The following is a 15,766-nucleotide window of genomic DNA, read 5'->3' on the forward strand; positions in this document are numbered from 1 at the left end:
CAGACCAGCAGAAGAACGATGAACAAAGAGACCTATCGTCTGGTGTATTCCAGGCTCCGGGGGATGGTGGTGGCGGTTGCAGAAACCGCGACTGCTACGGGGAAATCAGCCGATGGTGAGACTCGTGCTCTTCGCGTGTTGCGCAGCGCGTCGATTGTGGCCGCCGCCACCGCGCTGGGCGTCAAGCCTGCAATCGCACCGGCGCAAATCGTGCCGACACCGGGTGCGCCGACACACGTCATCCAGACGCCGAACGGCTTGCCGCAAGTCAACATCGCCGCACCAAGCGGCGCGGGTGTATCGATCAACAACTACAATCAATTCGACGTCCAACGCAACGGCGCGCTGCTGAACAACTCGCCGACGATGGTCCCGACGCAGCAAGCGGGGATGATCAACGGCAACCCGAACTTCGGGCCCGGACAGTCGGCACGCATCATCGTCAATCAGGTCAACAGCACGGCTGCAAGCCAGATTCGCGGCTACGTGGAGGTCGCAGGCAATCGCGCGGAAGTCGTGCTCGCGAACCCCGCCGGCATCGTGGTGGACGGCGGCGGCTTCATCAACACCAGCCGCGCCACATTGACGACTGGCCAACCGTACTACGGCGCTGACGGCTCGCTTGCGGGCTATCAGGTCAACCGTGGACTGATCACGGTCCAGGGCGCGGGCCTGAACGCGTCGAACGTCGACCAGGTGGATCTTATCTCCCGTGCCGTACAGGCCAATGCAGCGATCTATGCAAAGAACCTGAACGTGATCGCCGGTTCGAATCGGGTCGACCACCATGCACTCGCGGCCACGCCGATTCAAGGCGACGGCGCCGCGCTGGGCGTGGCAATTGACGTCAGTCAACTGGGCGGCATGTATGCCGAGCGCATCCTGCTGGTTTCGAATGAGCACGGTGTTGGGGTTGCCAATGCCGGAACAATCGCCGCGCAGTCGGGCAACCTGACGCTGCAGTCGAATGGCCGGCTCGTGCTGACCGGCAAGACGAGCGCCGCCGGCAATCTCGCGATCACGGCGCAAGACGGCATCCAGAACAGCGGCACAACGTACGGGCAGCAGAACGTCTCGGTGTCGACGGCCGGTACGCTGTCGAATAGCGGCGCATTGGCGGCGCAGCAGGCGCTGAACGTTTCGGCCGGCAGCGTTGCGTCGACCGGCTCGCTTGGCGCCGGTGTCAATGCGGATGGCGCGGTCAGCAGCAATAGCGACCTGACCGTCACCACTGCCGGCCAGTTGACGACGACCGGCCAGAACGTCGCGGGCGGCAACGTCACGTTGACGGGCAGCGGTATCGATCTGTCGGGCTCGAAGACGGCTGCGAACGCAAACGTTTCGCTGCTCGCGCAGGCGGGCGACCTCAACCTGACAAACGCGGCGACCAGCGCGCAACGCGCGATCGAAGCGCGTGCCGCGGGCACGCTCGTCAACGACCACGGCACGCTGTCGAGCCAGGCCGGCACGACGCTCGAAGCAGGCGCCCTGTCGAACCGGGGCGGACAGGTCTCCGCAGTCGGCCCGCTTGCAATCAATACGTCAGGACAGGTCGCGAACCAGGACGGGACGCTCGTGACCGACGGCGCCCTGACGCTGAATGCAGGTGATATCGAGAACGTCGCCGGCACGATGCAGAGCGGCGGCGCCTTGTCGGTGTCGGGTACATCGCTCGACAACTCGGCGGGTCGGATCGTGTCACTCAATGGCGACGGCCTGTCGTTGTCCACGACCGGCCAGCTGACGAATGCCGGGGGTACGACGGCGACCGGTGCGCAAGGCGGCGTGATCGGCGGCAACGGCGACGTGACCGTGAAGGCCGGCGCTGTCGTCAACCGCGGCAGCCTGACGGCACAGCAGGCGCTGAAAGTCACGACGGCCCTGCTCGACAACCGCGACGGCGCGATGGCAGCGGACCGGCTGAACGTAACGGCCACGGACCTGCACAATGCACGCGGCACGCTCACGCAGTATGGTAATCAGGACACGACGCTCGACGTCAGCGGCACGCTCGACAACGCGAGCGGCACGATCCAGACCAACGGCACGAACCTGACGCTCGCGCCGGCGATGCTGAACAACGCAAGTGGCACGATCATTCACGCTGGTACGGGCGCATTGATCCTGATGCCCGGCCTCGGGTCGGGGCTGCTGACGAACGCGGGCGGCTCAATCGTGAGCCGCGGGTCGGTCGGGTTGTCGGCGGGCACCTTCGACAACATCGGCGGCATGCTGGCTGCGCTCGGTTCGGTCTCGGCGAGCGTTGGCGGTGAACTGAACAATGCGGGCGGCTCGGTCGCGGCAAACGGTGACGTGTCGCTCGACGCTGGCACTGTGACCAACACCCAAGGCGGGCAGCTCGGCGGCGCGAACGTGCAGCTTCGCACGGACAGCTTGGCCAATGACGTCGGTCGAATCAGCGCCGATGGCGACGTCGATATCACGACGACCGGAGCGGTATCCAATGCGGGCGGCCAAATCGGCGCGACGCGAAATCTTTCCGTCAACGCGAGCTCGCTCTACGGCGGTGGTGCGTACAGCGCGGCGAACGACCTGGCGCTGTACCTGAAAGGAGACTTTACGAACACGTCGGACTACCAGTTCAACGCCGGTCGCAATCTGGCGTTTACGCTGCCGGGTACGTTCAACAACGTCGGCGGCCTGATGAGCGTGAACGACCTGAGCATCGACGCCGGCGACATCGCCAACAGCGGCGCGATGGCGGCCGGCGGCCTGCTGCGCACGCAGTCGAACGCGCTGATCAACACCGGCACACTGGTGGGCGGCAGCGTATCGCTGGCCGCAGCGTCGACGATCGAGAACCTCGGCCCGACCGCGCTGATCGGTGCGTCGGACAGCGACGGACTGCTCGAGCTGCTCGCGCAGAACATCGAGAACCGCGACGATACGACCGCGACCGATACTCCGGCGCTGACCGCGATCTACGGCCTGGGTCGCGTGGTGCTGGCAGGCGGCAAGGATGCGGCCGGCCACTACGCGAAGGCTGCGCGTATCCTGAACCAGTCGGGGTTGATCCAATCGGACGGCGACACGGCACTGCATGCCGGTCTCGTGACGAACACGCGTCGCGAGATGCAGACGGCGTGGACCTCGCAGGTTGATGCTGCGCTGCTCGAGAGTCTGGGCATCAGCCTTTCCGGCCGCACGGGTCAAGTCGGGGTGAAGGATCCCGACAGCATCGGCGGTGTCTACGTCGAACCGCCGCACGGTGGCGAGTACAACAGCACGTACCAGTACACGACCTATACGGGCACGCCGCTGGCGAACCTGATCTCGAAGATCACCCCGGAAGCCCAGATTGTGGTGGGCGGCAACCTGGATGCTTCGTCAGTCGACATGTTCCAGAACTACTGGAGCCGGGTGACGGCAGCCGGTGACATCGCGATGCCCGGCACGCTCGATCAGGACAGCTGGAAGGGGCAGCTTGCGCCCCAGATCAAGGTGACCTACACCGGCAAGTACTGGTACCGCAACTACGACGGCACCAAGTTCTGGAGCTATTCGTTCTGCGATACGCCGGGCTGCAACGCGCCGTCGGACCTGCGCGAGTACGCGCTGCCGGGCTACGAATCGAGCTTCGTCGCAAACGGTACGCTCTCCGGCACGGGCGTGAGCATCGACAACCCGGCCGGCAATGCGGGGACTCCATCGATCGGGCTGCCGCCGGGCGTTGACGTGAGCGCCGTCGGTGGCGGCATCGACCGGGTAATCGCTAGTGCGACGGCAGTCGACGTGCTGACGAACCTGACGATTCCGCAGGGCGGCCTGTTCCACCCGAACCCGGTGCCGAACGCGAACTACCTGATCGAAACGAATCCGGCATTCACGAACACGCGCTCGTTCATGTCGAGCGACTACTACCTGCAGCAGCTCGGGCTGAACCCGGACCAGACGGAGAAGCGTCTGGGCGACGGATTTTATGAGCAATGGCTGGTGCGCAATCAGCTCACCTCCCTGACCGGCAAGGCGGTGCTGGGGCCGTACACGGACATCGAATCGATGTACCGGGCGCTGTTGTCGTCCGGTGCCGATCTGGCGAAGTCGCTCAATCTGCCGCTCGGGATCGGTCTGGCAGCCGAACAGGTCGCACAGCTCACGAGCAACGTGGTGCTGCTGGAGACGCGCGTCGTCGACGGCCAGTCCGTGCTGGTGCCCGTGGTGTATCTGGCCAAGGCAAGCCAGCAAGACATGAACGGCCCGCTGATCGCCGGCGGCGATATCGATCTGAAGGAGGTGCAGTCGTTCTCGAACAGCGGCACGATCCGCGCAGCGGACAGCCTGTCGATCGGTGGCCAGCGCCTCGACAACCGCTTCGGCGCGCTGCAAAGCGGCGGCCAGATGACGCTGGCGACGACCGGCACGGTCGACCTGACCTCGGCGAGCGTGAAGGCCGGGAGCCTGGCGCTGGTGGCCGGCGGCGACCTGATCCTCGATACCGCGACGCAGACGCGAAGCCAGGCGAACGCCGACGGCGCGACGCGTGTCTCGACGATGCTCGGGCCGCAAGCGAGCATCGACGTCGCCGGCGACGCGGCGATCGTGACCGGCGGCAACTTCCAGCAGAACGCCGGCAATCTGAGCATCGGCGGCGATCTCGGGATGCAGGTCGGTGGCGACTGGACGCTCGGCGCGCAGCAGGTCGGCGAGCATAAGGTGGTCGAGCGGGCGAATGGCGTATCGGACACGGACATCAACCGAAGCGTCGGCAGTTCGGTCAAGGTCGGCGGTGTCTCCGGCATCGCGATCGGCAACGACCTGACGGCGCACGGTGCACAGATTGAACTGGGTGGCGGTGGCGCCGTCGTGGCCGGCGGCACCGTGACGCTGGGTGCTGCGAGCGCGACGTCGACCGTGAACAGTAACAGCTCGGGCGGCGGCGGTGGCCGCAGCTATGCGGAGACGCTGCATACATCGGATCAGGCCTTGACCGGCACGACGCTGACCGGTGGCGACAGCGTGGCGATCGTGGCCGGCAAGGACCTGAACGTGATCGGCAGCGCGATCAGCCTGGACAAGGGCAATGCGACGCTGGCGGCAGCCGGCGACGTGAACATCGGCGCGGCAACCGAGACGCACGAACTGAATGCACACGAAAGGCACAGCCGCAGCGGCGTGGTGAGCGGCACGAAGGTCGCGAGCGGGATCGACCAGACGATGACGCTGAACCAGGGCAGCCTGGTGTCGGCGGATGGCGTGACGATCGCGAGTGGCAAGGATCTGAATATCCAGGGCAGCACGGTCGTCGGCACGAACGACGTCACACTGAGCGCGGCGCGCAATGTGACGGTTACGACGACGCAGGATACCCTGGAGTCGTCGAGCTACTACCAGAAGAAGGAAACCGGACTGATGTCAGGCGGCGGCCTGTCGGTATCGGTGGGTAGCAGTTCGCTGAAGACGACCAGCCAGACGAGCGAGGTGTCGAACAATGGCAGCACGATCGGTTCGTTGAACGGCAATCTGAGCATCACCGCCGGGAATGACCTGCACGTGACGGGCAGCGACCTGATTGCCGCGCAAGACATCAGCGGCACGGGCGCGAACGTGACGATCGATACGGCGCAGGACACCGGTCATCGTCGCGAGACGCAGGAAGTGTCGAAAAGCGGGCTGACGCTGGCGCTGAAGGCGCCGGTGATCGACGCGGTGTCGAACGTGGTGGATCAGTCGCGCGCGGCCAGCAAGAGTCAGGACGGTCGAGCAGCAGCGCTGCACGGGATGGCGGCCGCCAGCGGCGCGATCGATGCAGTCGGCGCAGGCGCGGCCGCGCTGGCCGGAGGTGCGACGCCCGAATTCAAGGTCGAGGTCAGCGTCGGCAGCAGCCATAGCAAGAGCGCGTTCACCGAGGACAGCGCGACGAATCGCGGCTCGAGCGTGAACGCGGGCGGAACGGTGGCATTTGCGGCGACGGGCAATGGGCAACCGGGTAGCGGCAACGTGACGATCGCCGGTTCCGACGTGAACGCGAACGACGTGATTCTGGCGGCGAAGAACCAGGTCAACCTCGTCAATACAACGGATACCGATTCCACGCGCAGCACGAACGAGTCGAAGAGCGCGAGCGTGGGCGTGTCGGTGGGCACGGGGGGCTTTGGCGTATCGGCGGCGATGTCGAAGGCCAACGGCGACGGCAACAGCGATCTGGCCACGCAGAACAACAGTCATGTGAATGCCGCGAATACGGTCACGATCATATCGGGCGGCGACACGAACATCATCGGCTCGAACGTGAGCGGCAATCAGGTGAATGCCGACGTGGGCGGGAACCTGAACATTGCGAGCGTGCAGGACACGTTGTCGAGCGCGGCGCATCAGTCGAGCTCGGGCGGTGGCTTCAGCGTCAGCCAGGGCGGCGCCAGCGCGAACTTCAGTCAGAGCAAGGGCAACGCGACGGGCAGCTACGCGGGCGTGAATGAACAGGCCGGGATTCAGGCGGGCGATGGCGGCTTCAACATCAACGTCGCGGGCAATACTGACCTGAAAGGGGGGGTGATCGCAAGCGATGCTGACGCGTCGAAGAATGCGCTGACGACGGGGTCCCTCTCCTTCTCGGATATCCAGAATCAGTCGAGCTACGATGCGAAGTCGAGCGGCTTCAGCGCCGGCGCGACGACGGGTGACGGCGGGATGAACTACAGCACGCATGGCAGCGGATCGGGCAAGAATGCCGGTGGTGCGTCGCCGATGCTTGGCCAGCACGAGAGCGGCAACGACAGCGCGACGACGCAGAGCGGCGTGAGCGCGGGAACCGTCACGATCACTGACTCGGCGAACCAGAAGCAGGATCTGGCGAGCTTGAATCGTGACACGACCGACACGAACGGTACGGTGGCCAAACTGCCAGACATGCAGAACCTGTTAGACAAGCAGGCGGACATGATGGCGGCAGCCAGCGCGGCGGGCGAAGCAGTGTCGCGGCGGATCGGCGACTACGCGGACAAGATGATGGAGGCAGCGAAAGCCAACGGTGATCGGGCTGGCGTCGATGCGTGGAAGGAAGGCGGAGCGAATCGCGCGCTGATGCAGGGCGCGGGCGCGGCACTGGTGACGGGGCTGGCCGGCGGAAACGCTGTGGGTGGTGCCGCTGGCGCGGCGGTCGCGTCGATCGCTGCAGGTAGGCTGAACGACCTGAGCAGAGCGATCGAGGGCAGCGATCCGACCGGTAACGCCGATATGAACAAGGCGCTGGGCAATATCGTGGCGAACATGATCGCGACGGGGGCGGGTGGGGTTGTGGGCGGTGAATCCGGTGCGTTCTCCGGGTACAACGTCGACCGGTTTAATCGGCAGCTCCATCCCGACGAATCGAAATGGATCAAGGACAATGCAGCCCAATACGCTGCCCAGAAAGGGATTTCGGTTGATCAGGCAATCAGTGACTTGACTGCGCAAGGGAAACGCTGATTTATTCGGCTCGGCGGTCATCGCAGACGTAGCCGAGGACGTTTAGAAGACAGCTCACGGAACGGACCCACGACGATGAAGAGGCAGATCGGCTTCGCGGAAGCGGAAATTGCAGGCAAGAAGCGAGTGACGAGGCGCCAACGCTTCCTGGAAGAGATGGAGAAGGTCGTTCCGTGGCAGCGCTTGCTGTCGGCCATCGAACCGCACTATCCGAAGGGCACGCGAGGTCGCCCGCCGATTGGCCTTGAGCGGATGCTGCGAATCTACTTCGTGCAACAGTGGTACGGACTGTCGGACGAAGGACTGGAAGACGCGCTGTATGACAGCATCACGCTGCGAGCCTTCGCCGGCATCGATCTGGCGATCGAGAACGTGCCTGATGCAACCACGCTGTTGAAGTTCCGGCGCCTGCTGATCGAACACGAACTGACACGGAAGTTGTTCGACGAGATTGGCATCTCGCTGTGCGAGCGTGGGCTGATGATGAAGGAAGGCACGCTGGTTGACGCGACGATCATTGAAGCGCCGCCGTCGACCAAGAATGCCGGGAAGAGCCGTGACCCGGAAATGCATCAAACGAAGAAGGGCAACGAATGGCACTTTGGCATGAAAGCCCACATTGGCGTCGACGCCGACTCGGGCCTGATTCACAGTGTGGTTGGCACGGCGGCCAACGTGTCGGATGTATCGCAAGCTCATGCCCTGCTGCACGGGCATGAAGAGCAGGTGTTCGCCGACGCGGGCTACATTGGCGTCGACAAGCGCGAGGAAATGGCGGGCAAGGCCGTGAAGTGGCACGTCGCTGCCAGGCGGGGAAAGATCAAGGCGATGCAAGAAGGAGCGCTGAAGGACCTGGTGATCGCGCTCGAGCGAACCAAGGCGCAGATCCGTTCGCGGGTTGAGCATCCGTTTCATATCGTCAAGAATCTGTTTCAGCATCGCAAGACCCGATACAAGGGCTTGGCCAAGAACACCGCGCAACTGTTCAGCCTGTTCGCTCTGGCGAATCTGGTGATTGCGCGAAATCTGTTGCGATCGGTCCATGGGAGCAGTCCGTCATGCGTATGAAAAATGCGAGCAGGGGAGGCTCGCTTACGCGCCAAATTCACTGAATTGAGCGCCGATTCGCTTCGTCATCCAGAAAATTTGAAGCCATCTCGCCTGCAACTTCGGAAGTTGGTCCATTGATCAGCGTTTCCCAAGCGAATCGCCAAGTCCAAAATGGTTCCGCAGGGGCTTGGGATGCAAATGCAAGCGCGTTCTTGGGCCAGGCGCATGGCATGTTGCCCGCGGACGGAAACAACGGGCCGGGCTACATGTTCTACGGGACGCCTAACCAGAAAGCGGATTCCAATATGTACGGCAAGTACTATCCGAACGGGAACGGCATGAACGTTCCAGGCACACAAGCGGTCGCGGATTCAGCCAATCGAGAACAGGCATATCGCGACGCATACGGCAATCTTACCTGGGGTGCCGCTGCCGGAGCTGCGGCCATTGCTGCAGGCGGTCCGCTAGCGGCTCTGCCGGGCACACCGATCTTCAGTTCGGGCGGGGCGCTGGGTTCCGGAGCACTGGCGTCGCCAATTGGGACAGGGGCGATCTCGGCCGGCATCAATGCGGGTTCTCAATACATCCAGGACGGTAGTATCAATCCGATTGGCGTGGCGGGAGCATTTGGTACAGGCGCCGCGGGGTCGTACGGCGGGCTACTTTGGAATATCGGTGTCAATACCGTTGGTGGAGCCACAACGACGGCGCTCAATAATGTTCTGAAGGGAAAGAACGACAGTGTTGTATTCGGTGCCGTTGCAGGCGCGGTCGCTTCAGCAGCCGGTTACGGGACAGGAAAATTTATCGGTTCGGGCTTCAATAATCTTGCGCGACCAACACTTAACGGGAACTCAGGATGGTCAAATGTTGGGCAATGGGCGGGATCATCTGGGTTGAATATTTTTGGCCCTAACAACTGGTCTAATGTGGGAGCATCAATTGGTGGGGGCTTCGGAACCGAAGCGGCTGGTGCGGCAACAAATGGGGTAAAGAGTCAATTGGAGAAAAGGAAGTGATTCGTCTTTTTTTATTCTTTGCTATTTCCCTAGTCGCCTCAATCGTTTGCGTGGCCATTATCAAAGTCGTGGTCGTGATTATGGCCGAGGTTTTTTATGGTGGCGATTACCAATGGAGCCATGACGACATGCGTTTTATTATGATTCGCGGTTCCGTTATGGGTTTGGCGTTTTGCGCGCTTGGTCTCTTGCGATACATTCGGGAAAGGAATGGCCGGTAACTGTCTTCTCGAAATGTAACGAGTCATGTGGCGTAGAAAAAGGATTTTCAACTCCAATGTGCGCCACTTAATGATCGCAAAGACAATCAACTATGAAAACCTCCCTTCGGCTGGCGGCTCTGCCGCTCGCCCTGGTCTCGCTCGCGGTCAGTGCGCAACAGCATACGCCGACGCCGGCCGATGCCGCAGTGGGAGCGACAGCATCAGCGCTTGGCCTTGGTGCAAGCGCAATTGAGCAGGCCCTTCGACCAGATCTTGGGGCGTTCACAGTGGGTTTTGCGACTGATATGGCTGCAAAGCCCTTTATGGATCGGCTGCCTTTCTATAGCCCACTCATTAACGAGGTTCTTGAGCTTTGGAAGAATTCGGCGGCGGCGGATCAGATAAAAAATCAGATCAATAGGTGAGTTAGATGAAGCTGATCGAGGATGGGAATTTGAAGGGGTGGGTTAGGGGGGGGCTCGTGGTTGCTGGTATTGGTATGGTTTTGGGCTCGGCACTAAATGGTCTTGATGCGGTTATATCTAAAAGCGTCTTTATGATGGGCATCATTGTGGCGGCGGTAGGCGGATACGCGTCTCAAGCTCATATGCTGAAGATCAAGCCCTTCGACAACAGCTACAAGAAAGCGCGCGAGAGCTACAAGCAGAAGGACGACGACGATCATTCGAAGTAAGGAGTGAGGAGTGTGTCTTTCGCCGAGCTCTGTCGTTATGCGTGTTCGGTTCAATCGGTAGTTGTTCCGGACGAAACGAAATGGATCAAGGACAATGCAGCCCAATATGCTGCCCAGAAAGAGATTTCGGTCGATCAGGCAATCAGTGACTTGACTGCGCAAGCGAATCGCTAAGTCCAAAATGGTTCCGCAGGGGTTTGAGTTTGGCGTTGTTTTTGGTGGTTTTACCTAGACTCCCAATGTCAATGGAAACGCTGCGGGTGGTTATTCCGGTCAGATTCCTAACCCATTTGGAAAGTGATCGGGCAAGAATATGAAGAAACTCTCGGCATGGAAGATTTTTATTTTTTTCTTGTGGGTAATTTTGGCAATTTGGGTAATTTTCAGAAATCCATCTCAATCCACTGCAAAAGAGAAGCTTGAGATTATGGTCGGGGATTTGAGTTATCTGCTCAAAAACTCAACTATTTTGTCTCGGCATGAAAATGCAAAATCGGGGGCGGCACTTGCACTTTATAACGTGGATGCATCAAATTTTGACGAGGAAAAGTCGGAATTCTCGATAAATCCATGAAAGAACAGGGATGGATATTTGTGAGCGAAGATGATCGTGAATACATGATGTGCAAAAATGGAATAAAGACCTCTATTTCCAAGGGGCCGGTTAAACAGGTTCTGGGAGGAGTGGAGAGACACATATTTTCGGTAAGCATGGAGTTCAATTCAGGAACCGAGAATTTCTGTCGTCGGAAAGCACACTGACCGCTTCAATCGGCAACTCCATCCGGACGAAAGGACGCTCGCGAACCTCTCTTCGGTTAGCGGCGTTGTCGCGCACCTTGACCTCGCTCGCGGTGAGTGCGCGTTGACGCCGGTGTTGGAGGGTATCTCGTAAGCAACTCTGCCAACATCGTCAGTAATGGAGTTTGGCGGACAAGTTCCCTGGTGGGGCACCAGCTTTTAATGCAATGGTTAGCGAATTCAACAACACGCCGGCAGCAATATTTCTGCAGGATTTCGCAAATTCGTCGTGGAAGTATTTCACTGAAGGAAAAAAGAAATGAAAATTATAGAAGATGGAAATTTCACGTGGAGCGTTAGTATTTTTCTGGTTCTTGTGGGATTCGTTGTCATGTTCGGATTTTTGAAGTATGGCCCGCCGTCGGTTCTCAGCGCGCTCATGGTCTGTGTCGGTTTTGGTATCGCTGCGGTTGGGGGAATGACTAGGGAAACGCTGATCAATGGACCAACTTCCGAAGTTGCAGGCGAGATGGCTTCAAATTTTCTGGATGACGAAGCGAATCGGCGCTCAATTCAGTGAATTTGGCGCGTAAGCGAGCCTCCCCTGCTCGCATTTTTCATACGCATGACGGACTGCTCCCATGGACCGATCGCAACAGATTTCGCGCAATCACCAGATTCGCCAGAGCGAACAGGCTGAACAGTTGCGCGGTGTTCTTGGCCAAGCCCTTGTATCGGGTCTTGCGATGCTGAAACAGATTCTTGACGATATGAAACGGATGCTCAACCCGCGAACGGATCTGCGCCTTGGTTCGCTCGAGCGCGATCACCAGGTCCTTCAGCGCTCCTTCTTGCATCGCCTTGATCTTTCCCCGCCTGGCAGCGACGTGCCACTTCACGGCCTTGCCCGCCATTTCCTCGCGCTTGTCGACGCCAATGTAGCCCGCGTCGGCGAACACCTGCTCTTCATGCCCGTGCAGCAGGGCATGAGCTTGCGATACATCCGACACGTTGGCCGCCGTGCCAACCACACTGTGAATCAGGCCCGAGTCGGCGTCGACGCCAATGTGGGCTTTCATGCCAAAGTGCCATTCGTTGCCCTTCTTCGTTTGATGCATTTCCGGGTCACGGCTCTTCCCGGCATTCTTGGTCGACGGCGGCGCTTCAATGATCGTCGCGTCAACCAGCGTGCCTTCCTTCATCATCAGCCCACGCTCGCACAGCGAGATGCCAATCTCGTCGAACAACTTCCGTGTCAGTTCGTGTTCGATCAGCAGGCGCCGGAACTTCAACAGCGTGGTTGCATCAGGCACGTTCTCGATCGCCAGATCGATGCCGGCGAAGGCTCGCAGCGTGATGCTGTCATACAGCGCGTCTTCCAGTCCTTCGTCCGACAGTCCGTACCACTGTTGCACGAAGTAGATTCGCAGCATCCGCTCAAGGCCAATCGGCGGGCGACCTCGCGTGCCCTTCGGATAGTGCGGTTCGATGGCCGACAGCAAGCGCTGCCACGGAACGACCTTCTCCATCTCTTCCAGGAAGCGTTGGCGCCTCGTCACTCGCTTCTTGCCTGCAATTTCCGCTTCCGCGAAGCCGATCTGCCTCTTCATCGTCGTGGGTCCGTTCCGTGAGCTGTCTTCTAAACGTCCTCGGCTACGTCTGCGATGACCGCCGAGCCGAATAAATCAGCGTTTCCCTAGCAGGGCCAGAATGTTAAGAATCAAGCCCTTCGACAATAGCTATAAAAAAGCACGCGACAGCTACAAGACGAAAGACGGCGACGAGGACACGAAGTGAAAACCTCCCTTCGGCTGGCGGCTCTGCCGCTCGCCCTGGTCTCGCTCGCGGTCAGCGCGCAGCAGCATACGCCGACGTCGGCCGATGCCGCAGCCGCTGCACGCGCGAATGCCGAACAACAGCAGCAGTTGCAACAGCAACGCGACGCGCAGCAGCGCGAAGCAGTGATCGACGCGCCGACGGTACGTTCGGACGTCTCGCGTGTCGAGATCCATCCCGCCCTGCCGGAAGAAACGCCGTGCTTCCGGATCGACCGATTCACGCTGGATGTACCCGAGGCACTACCGGACGGGTTGAAGGCCCAAGGCGCATCGGCGCTGCCACAGGATCGCTTTGCGTTCGCGCGCGACTGGCTCGCCCACTACGCCGGCGCCTGCATCGGCAAGCAAGGCGTCGATACGCTCGTCAAGGGCCTGTCGCGGGTCATTCTGTCGCGTGGCTACGTCACGACGCGTGTGCTGCTGTCGGAACAGGACCTGTCGTCCGGCACGCTGACGCTCGCACTGATCCCCGGCGTGATCCGCCACGTGCGTTTCACCGACGAAAAACTGCGCGGCACCTGGAAAACCGCCTTCCCGACCCGCGCCGGAGAACTGCTGAGCCTGCGCGACCTCGAACAGGGGCTCGAGCAGATGAAGCGCGTGTCGAACCAGGACGTGTCGATGCAGATCGTCCCGGCCGACGTACCCGGCGAAAGCGACGTCGTCCTCGACGTAAAGCGCGGCAGGCCGTGGACGGTGGTCGCGTCGATCGACAACTCCGGCACGCGCGCGACCGGCAAGCTGCAGGGCAACTTGTCACTCGGCATCGACAACCCCCTGGGCCTGAACGACGTCTTCAACATCGGCGTGAGCCAGGACCTCGAACTCGGCGACAAGGGACTCGGCTCGCACGGCTGGAACGGCTTCTATTCGATCCCGTGGGGCTACTGGACTGCGACGCTGTCCGCATACACGAACACCTACTACCAGCAGATCGCCGGCGTAAACCAGACCTTCGTCGCAAGCGGTAACTCGAAGACGGTCGACCTGAAACTGCACCGTGTGCTCGCACGCAGCCAGAACGACGTGCTCGGCGCGCAGATTCGCCTGTCGCGCCGTTTCGGCCAGAGCTTCATCGACGACACGGAGATTCCGCAGCAGCGCCGCAACAACACGTTCGTCGAGCTGGGCCTGACCGATCGCCACTACTTCGGCGGCGCCCAGTTCGACGGCACGCTGGCCTACCGGCAGGGCGTCGGCGCATTCGGCGCGCAGGACGACATCCTCGCTTTCGGCGGCGGTCCGACCTATCGCTATCGGATGGCCGTGCTGGACGGCAACCTGTCCGTGCCGTTCGCGATCGCGCGGCAGCCGCTGCGCTACGTGACGACGGTCCACGGCCAGTACACGGGCAACACGCTGTACTACATCGACGATCTGACGATCGGCGGCCGCTACACGGTACGCGGCTTCGACGGCGAGACGATGCTCGCCGCGGCACGCGGCTTCTACTGGCGCAACGAACTGCAGGCGCCGATCGCACAAACTGGGCACGCGGTCTATGCGGGTCTCGACTACGGACGCGTGTGGGGTCCGCAACCGGTCGCGCTGGTCGGCACGCAATTGGCAGGCGCTGCGATCGGGATCAAGGGCAGCGTCGGCACGCGGTTCGGTGCGTACGCCTACGACCTGTTCGCCGGCACGCCGGTCTATAAGCCGTCGGGGTTCGACACGGCACGCGTGACGGTCGGCTTCCAGTTGACCGCGCAGTTTTGATCGTTGAATCGACGGGCGATTTCAGTGCTGTCCGGCACATCTGCGCGTCGCCGTCCGCGAGGCGACGTCGCCTCGTCCTAACCACACCTCCCCATGAGTGGGAAACCTGGAGAACCATACGATGCAGGAATTCTTTCGCTCCCCCCGTCTTCTTGCGGTTGCGCTGATCACGGCAACGCTGTCCGCGTGCGGCGGTGGAGACGACGGCAGCACACCCGGTACGGGATCGTCCTCGTCGTCCTCATCCGAAACCACTGCCCCGTCCGCACAAGCCGCGTGCAGACCGAACGGCAGCTTTACCTATTCCGGTTCCGCGTCTTCGGTTACAGCCAGCAACGGACAGTTCGCCGTGGTGGTTGTCCCGAGTCTGCCCACGGAGTATCAGAAGGGCCGAAATTTCACGGCGCCGGCGGCACCGGCCTCGAGCCAGGTTCAGCAAGCAAGCGGTGCGTTTACCACGCTGGCCTCCTCGGGCGCGGCAACCGATTGCCTCGGCCTCGACCACGGCATGGTGACCGACATCCAGGGTGTGGGCAGTGACGTCGCGATTGGCCGATGGGTTCAAGCCATGGACACGGATGGCAATACCTACAACATCCAGCAGGGCGTCCACTACGCGGTCGGCACGCCGCTGTCGTTGTCGGCGACGAGCGGAACGCTGGTCTGCACGCAATTGATCGCGGATACCGTCGCCAATAACAACGGCGGCCCGGCCGGCACGCTGGGAACGACTTCAGCCACGCTCGATCTGGGCACGCGCACGCTGAACGACCTGAGCCTGTCGATCAATCTGGCCAATACCCCGTACACGCTGACGAAGTCCAAGACGCCGTTGAATGCCGCTTCGACCGAGGGACAGTTGTCCATCCAGTCGGTTGTGGTGGGACATGACGTGGCGCAGCCGATGGTGGCGCTCGGCTACTCGGCAACGCTGCCGAATACGCAGGGGATTGGCGGTGTCGTGGTGTTGTCGTGCCGATGACGACGCCTGCGGTTGCAGCAACAACACGACGCGTGGCAGCGTCGTCGTCGCGCCCGGCGGATTCGGGGGAGGACAAGGCATTGACGGCGTTCCTCATG

At 61.3% G+C, this 15,766-nt stretch carries 10 protein-coding genes; 9 read left to right on the top strand and 1 reads right to left on the bottom strand.

Annotated elements, in window-relative coordinates:
* Positions 1–18: 18 nt before the first annotated feature.
* From CFB34_RS04315 to CFB34_RS04345, 7 genes are all read left to right on the top strand, one after another.
* Positions 19–7,425: a hemagglutinin repeat-containing protein gene (locus tag CFB34_RS04315; protein WP_089441370.1), complete on the top strand. Its 7,407-nt coding sequence runs from the start codon at positions 19–21 to the stop codon at positions 7,423–7,425.
* A 75-nt stretch (positions 7,426–7,500) separates the two neighbouring features.
* Positions 7,501–8,493 (top strand): IS5-like element ISBmu2 family transposase, encoded by a 993-nt coding sequence (locus tag CFB34_RS04320; protein ID WP_006412423.1) that lies wholly within the window; start codon positions 7,501–7,503, stop codon positions 8,491–8,493.
* Between the two features lie 212 nt (positions 8,494–8,705).
* On the top strand, positions 8,706–9,494 hold the full coding sequence (locus CFB34_RS04325; RefSeq protein WP_143329578.1) for a hypothetical protein: 789 nt from the start codon (positions 8,706–8,708) through the stop codon (positions 9,492–9,494).
* A 313-nt stretch (positions 9,495–9,807) separates the two neighbouring features.
* A complete protein-coding gene (locus CFB34_RS04330; RefSeq protein ID WP_143329579.1) occupies positions 9,808–10,122 on the top strand; it encodes a hypothetical protein in 315 nt (104 codons plus the stop codon).
* 5 nt (positions 10,123–10,127) lie between these two features.
* Positions 10,128–10,391 (top strand): hypothetical protein, encoded by a 264-nt coding sequence (locus CFB34_RS04335; protein ID WP_143329580.1) that lies wholly within the window; start codon positions 10,128–10,130, stop codon positions 10,389–10,391.
* Between the two features lie 313 nt (positions 10,392–10,704).
* On the top strand, positions 10,705–10,965 hold the full coding sequence (locus tag CFB34_RS04340; protein WP_143329581.1) for a hypothetical protein: 261 nt from the start codon (positions 10,705–10,707) through the stop codon (positions 10,963–10,965).
* A 486-nt stretch (positions 10,966–11,451) separates the two neighbouring features.
* Entirely contained in the window at positions 11,452–11,712 is a 261-nt protein-coding gene (locus CFB34_RS04345; RefSeq protein ID WP_089444677.1) for a hypothetical protein, read from the top strand.
* 37 nt (positions 11,713–11,749) lie between these two features.
* Here CFB34_RS04345 and CFB34_RS04350 read toward each other — a convergent pair whose 3' ends face one another.
* Positions 11,750–12,742: an IS5-like element ISBmu2 family transposase gene (locus tag CFB34_RS04350; RefSeq protein ID WP_006412423.1), complete on the bottom strand. Its 993-nt coding sequence runs from the start codon at positions 12,740–12,742 to the stop codon at positions 11,750–11,752.
* A 183-nt stretch (positions 12,743–12,925) separates the two neighbouring features.
* Here CFB34_RS04350 and CFB34_RS04355 point away from each other — a divergent pair, with 183 nt between their 5' ends.
* Together CFB34_RS04355 and CFB34_RS04360 are read left to right on the top strand one after the other, a co-directional pair.
* Complete coding sequence (locus CFB34_RS04355) at positions 12,926–14,686, top strand: ShlB/FhaC/HecB family hemolysin secretion/activation protein (protein WP_089441374.1); 1,761 nt, start codon at positions 12,926–12,928, stop codon at positions 14,684–14,686.
* 121 nt (positions 14,687–14,807) lie between these two features.
* The gene (locus tag CFB34_RS04360) at positions 14,808–15,668 is read left to right on the top strand and encodes a hypothetical protein (RefSeq protein ID WP_089441375.1); all 861 of its coding nucleotides are present in this window, start codon (positions 14,808–14,810) and stop codon (positions 15,666–15,668) included.
* Positions 15,669–15,766 lie beyond the last annotated feature (98 nt).

It is taken from the genome of Burkholderia sp. HI4860, assembly GCF_002223045.2.
Classification (GTDB): domain Bacteria; phylum Pseudomonadota; class Gammaproteobacteria; order Burkholderiales; family Burkholderiaceae; genus Burkholderia.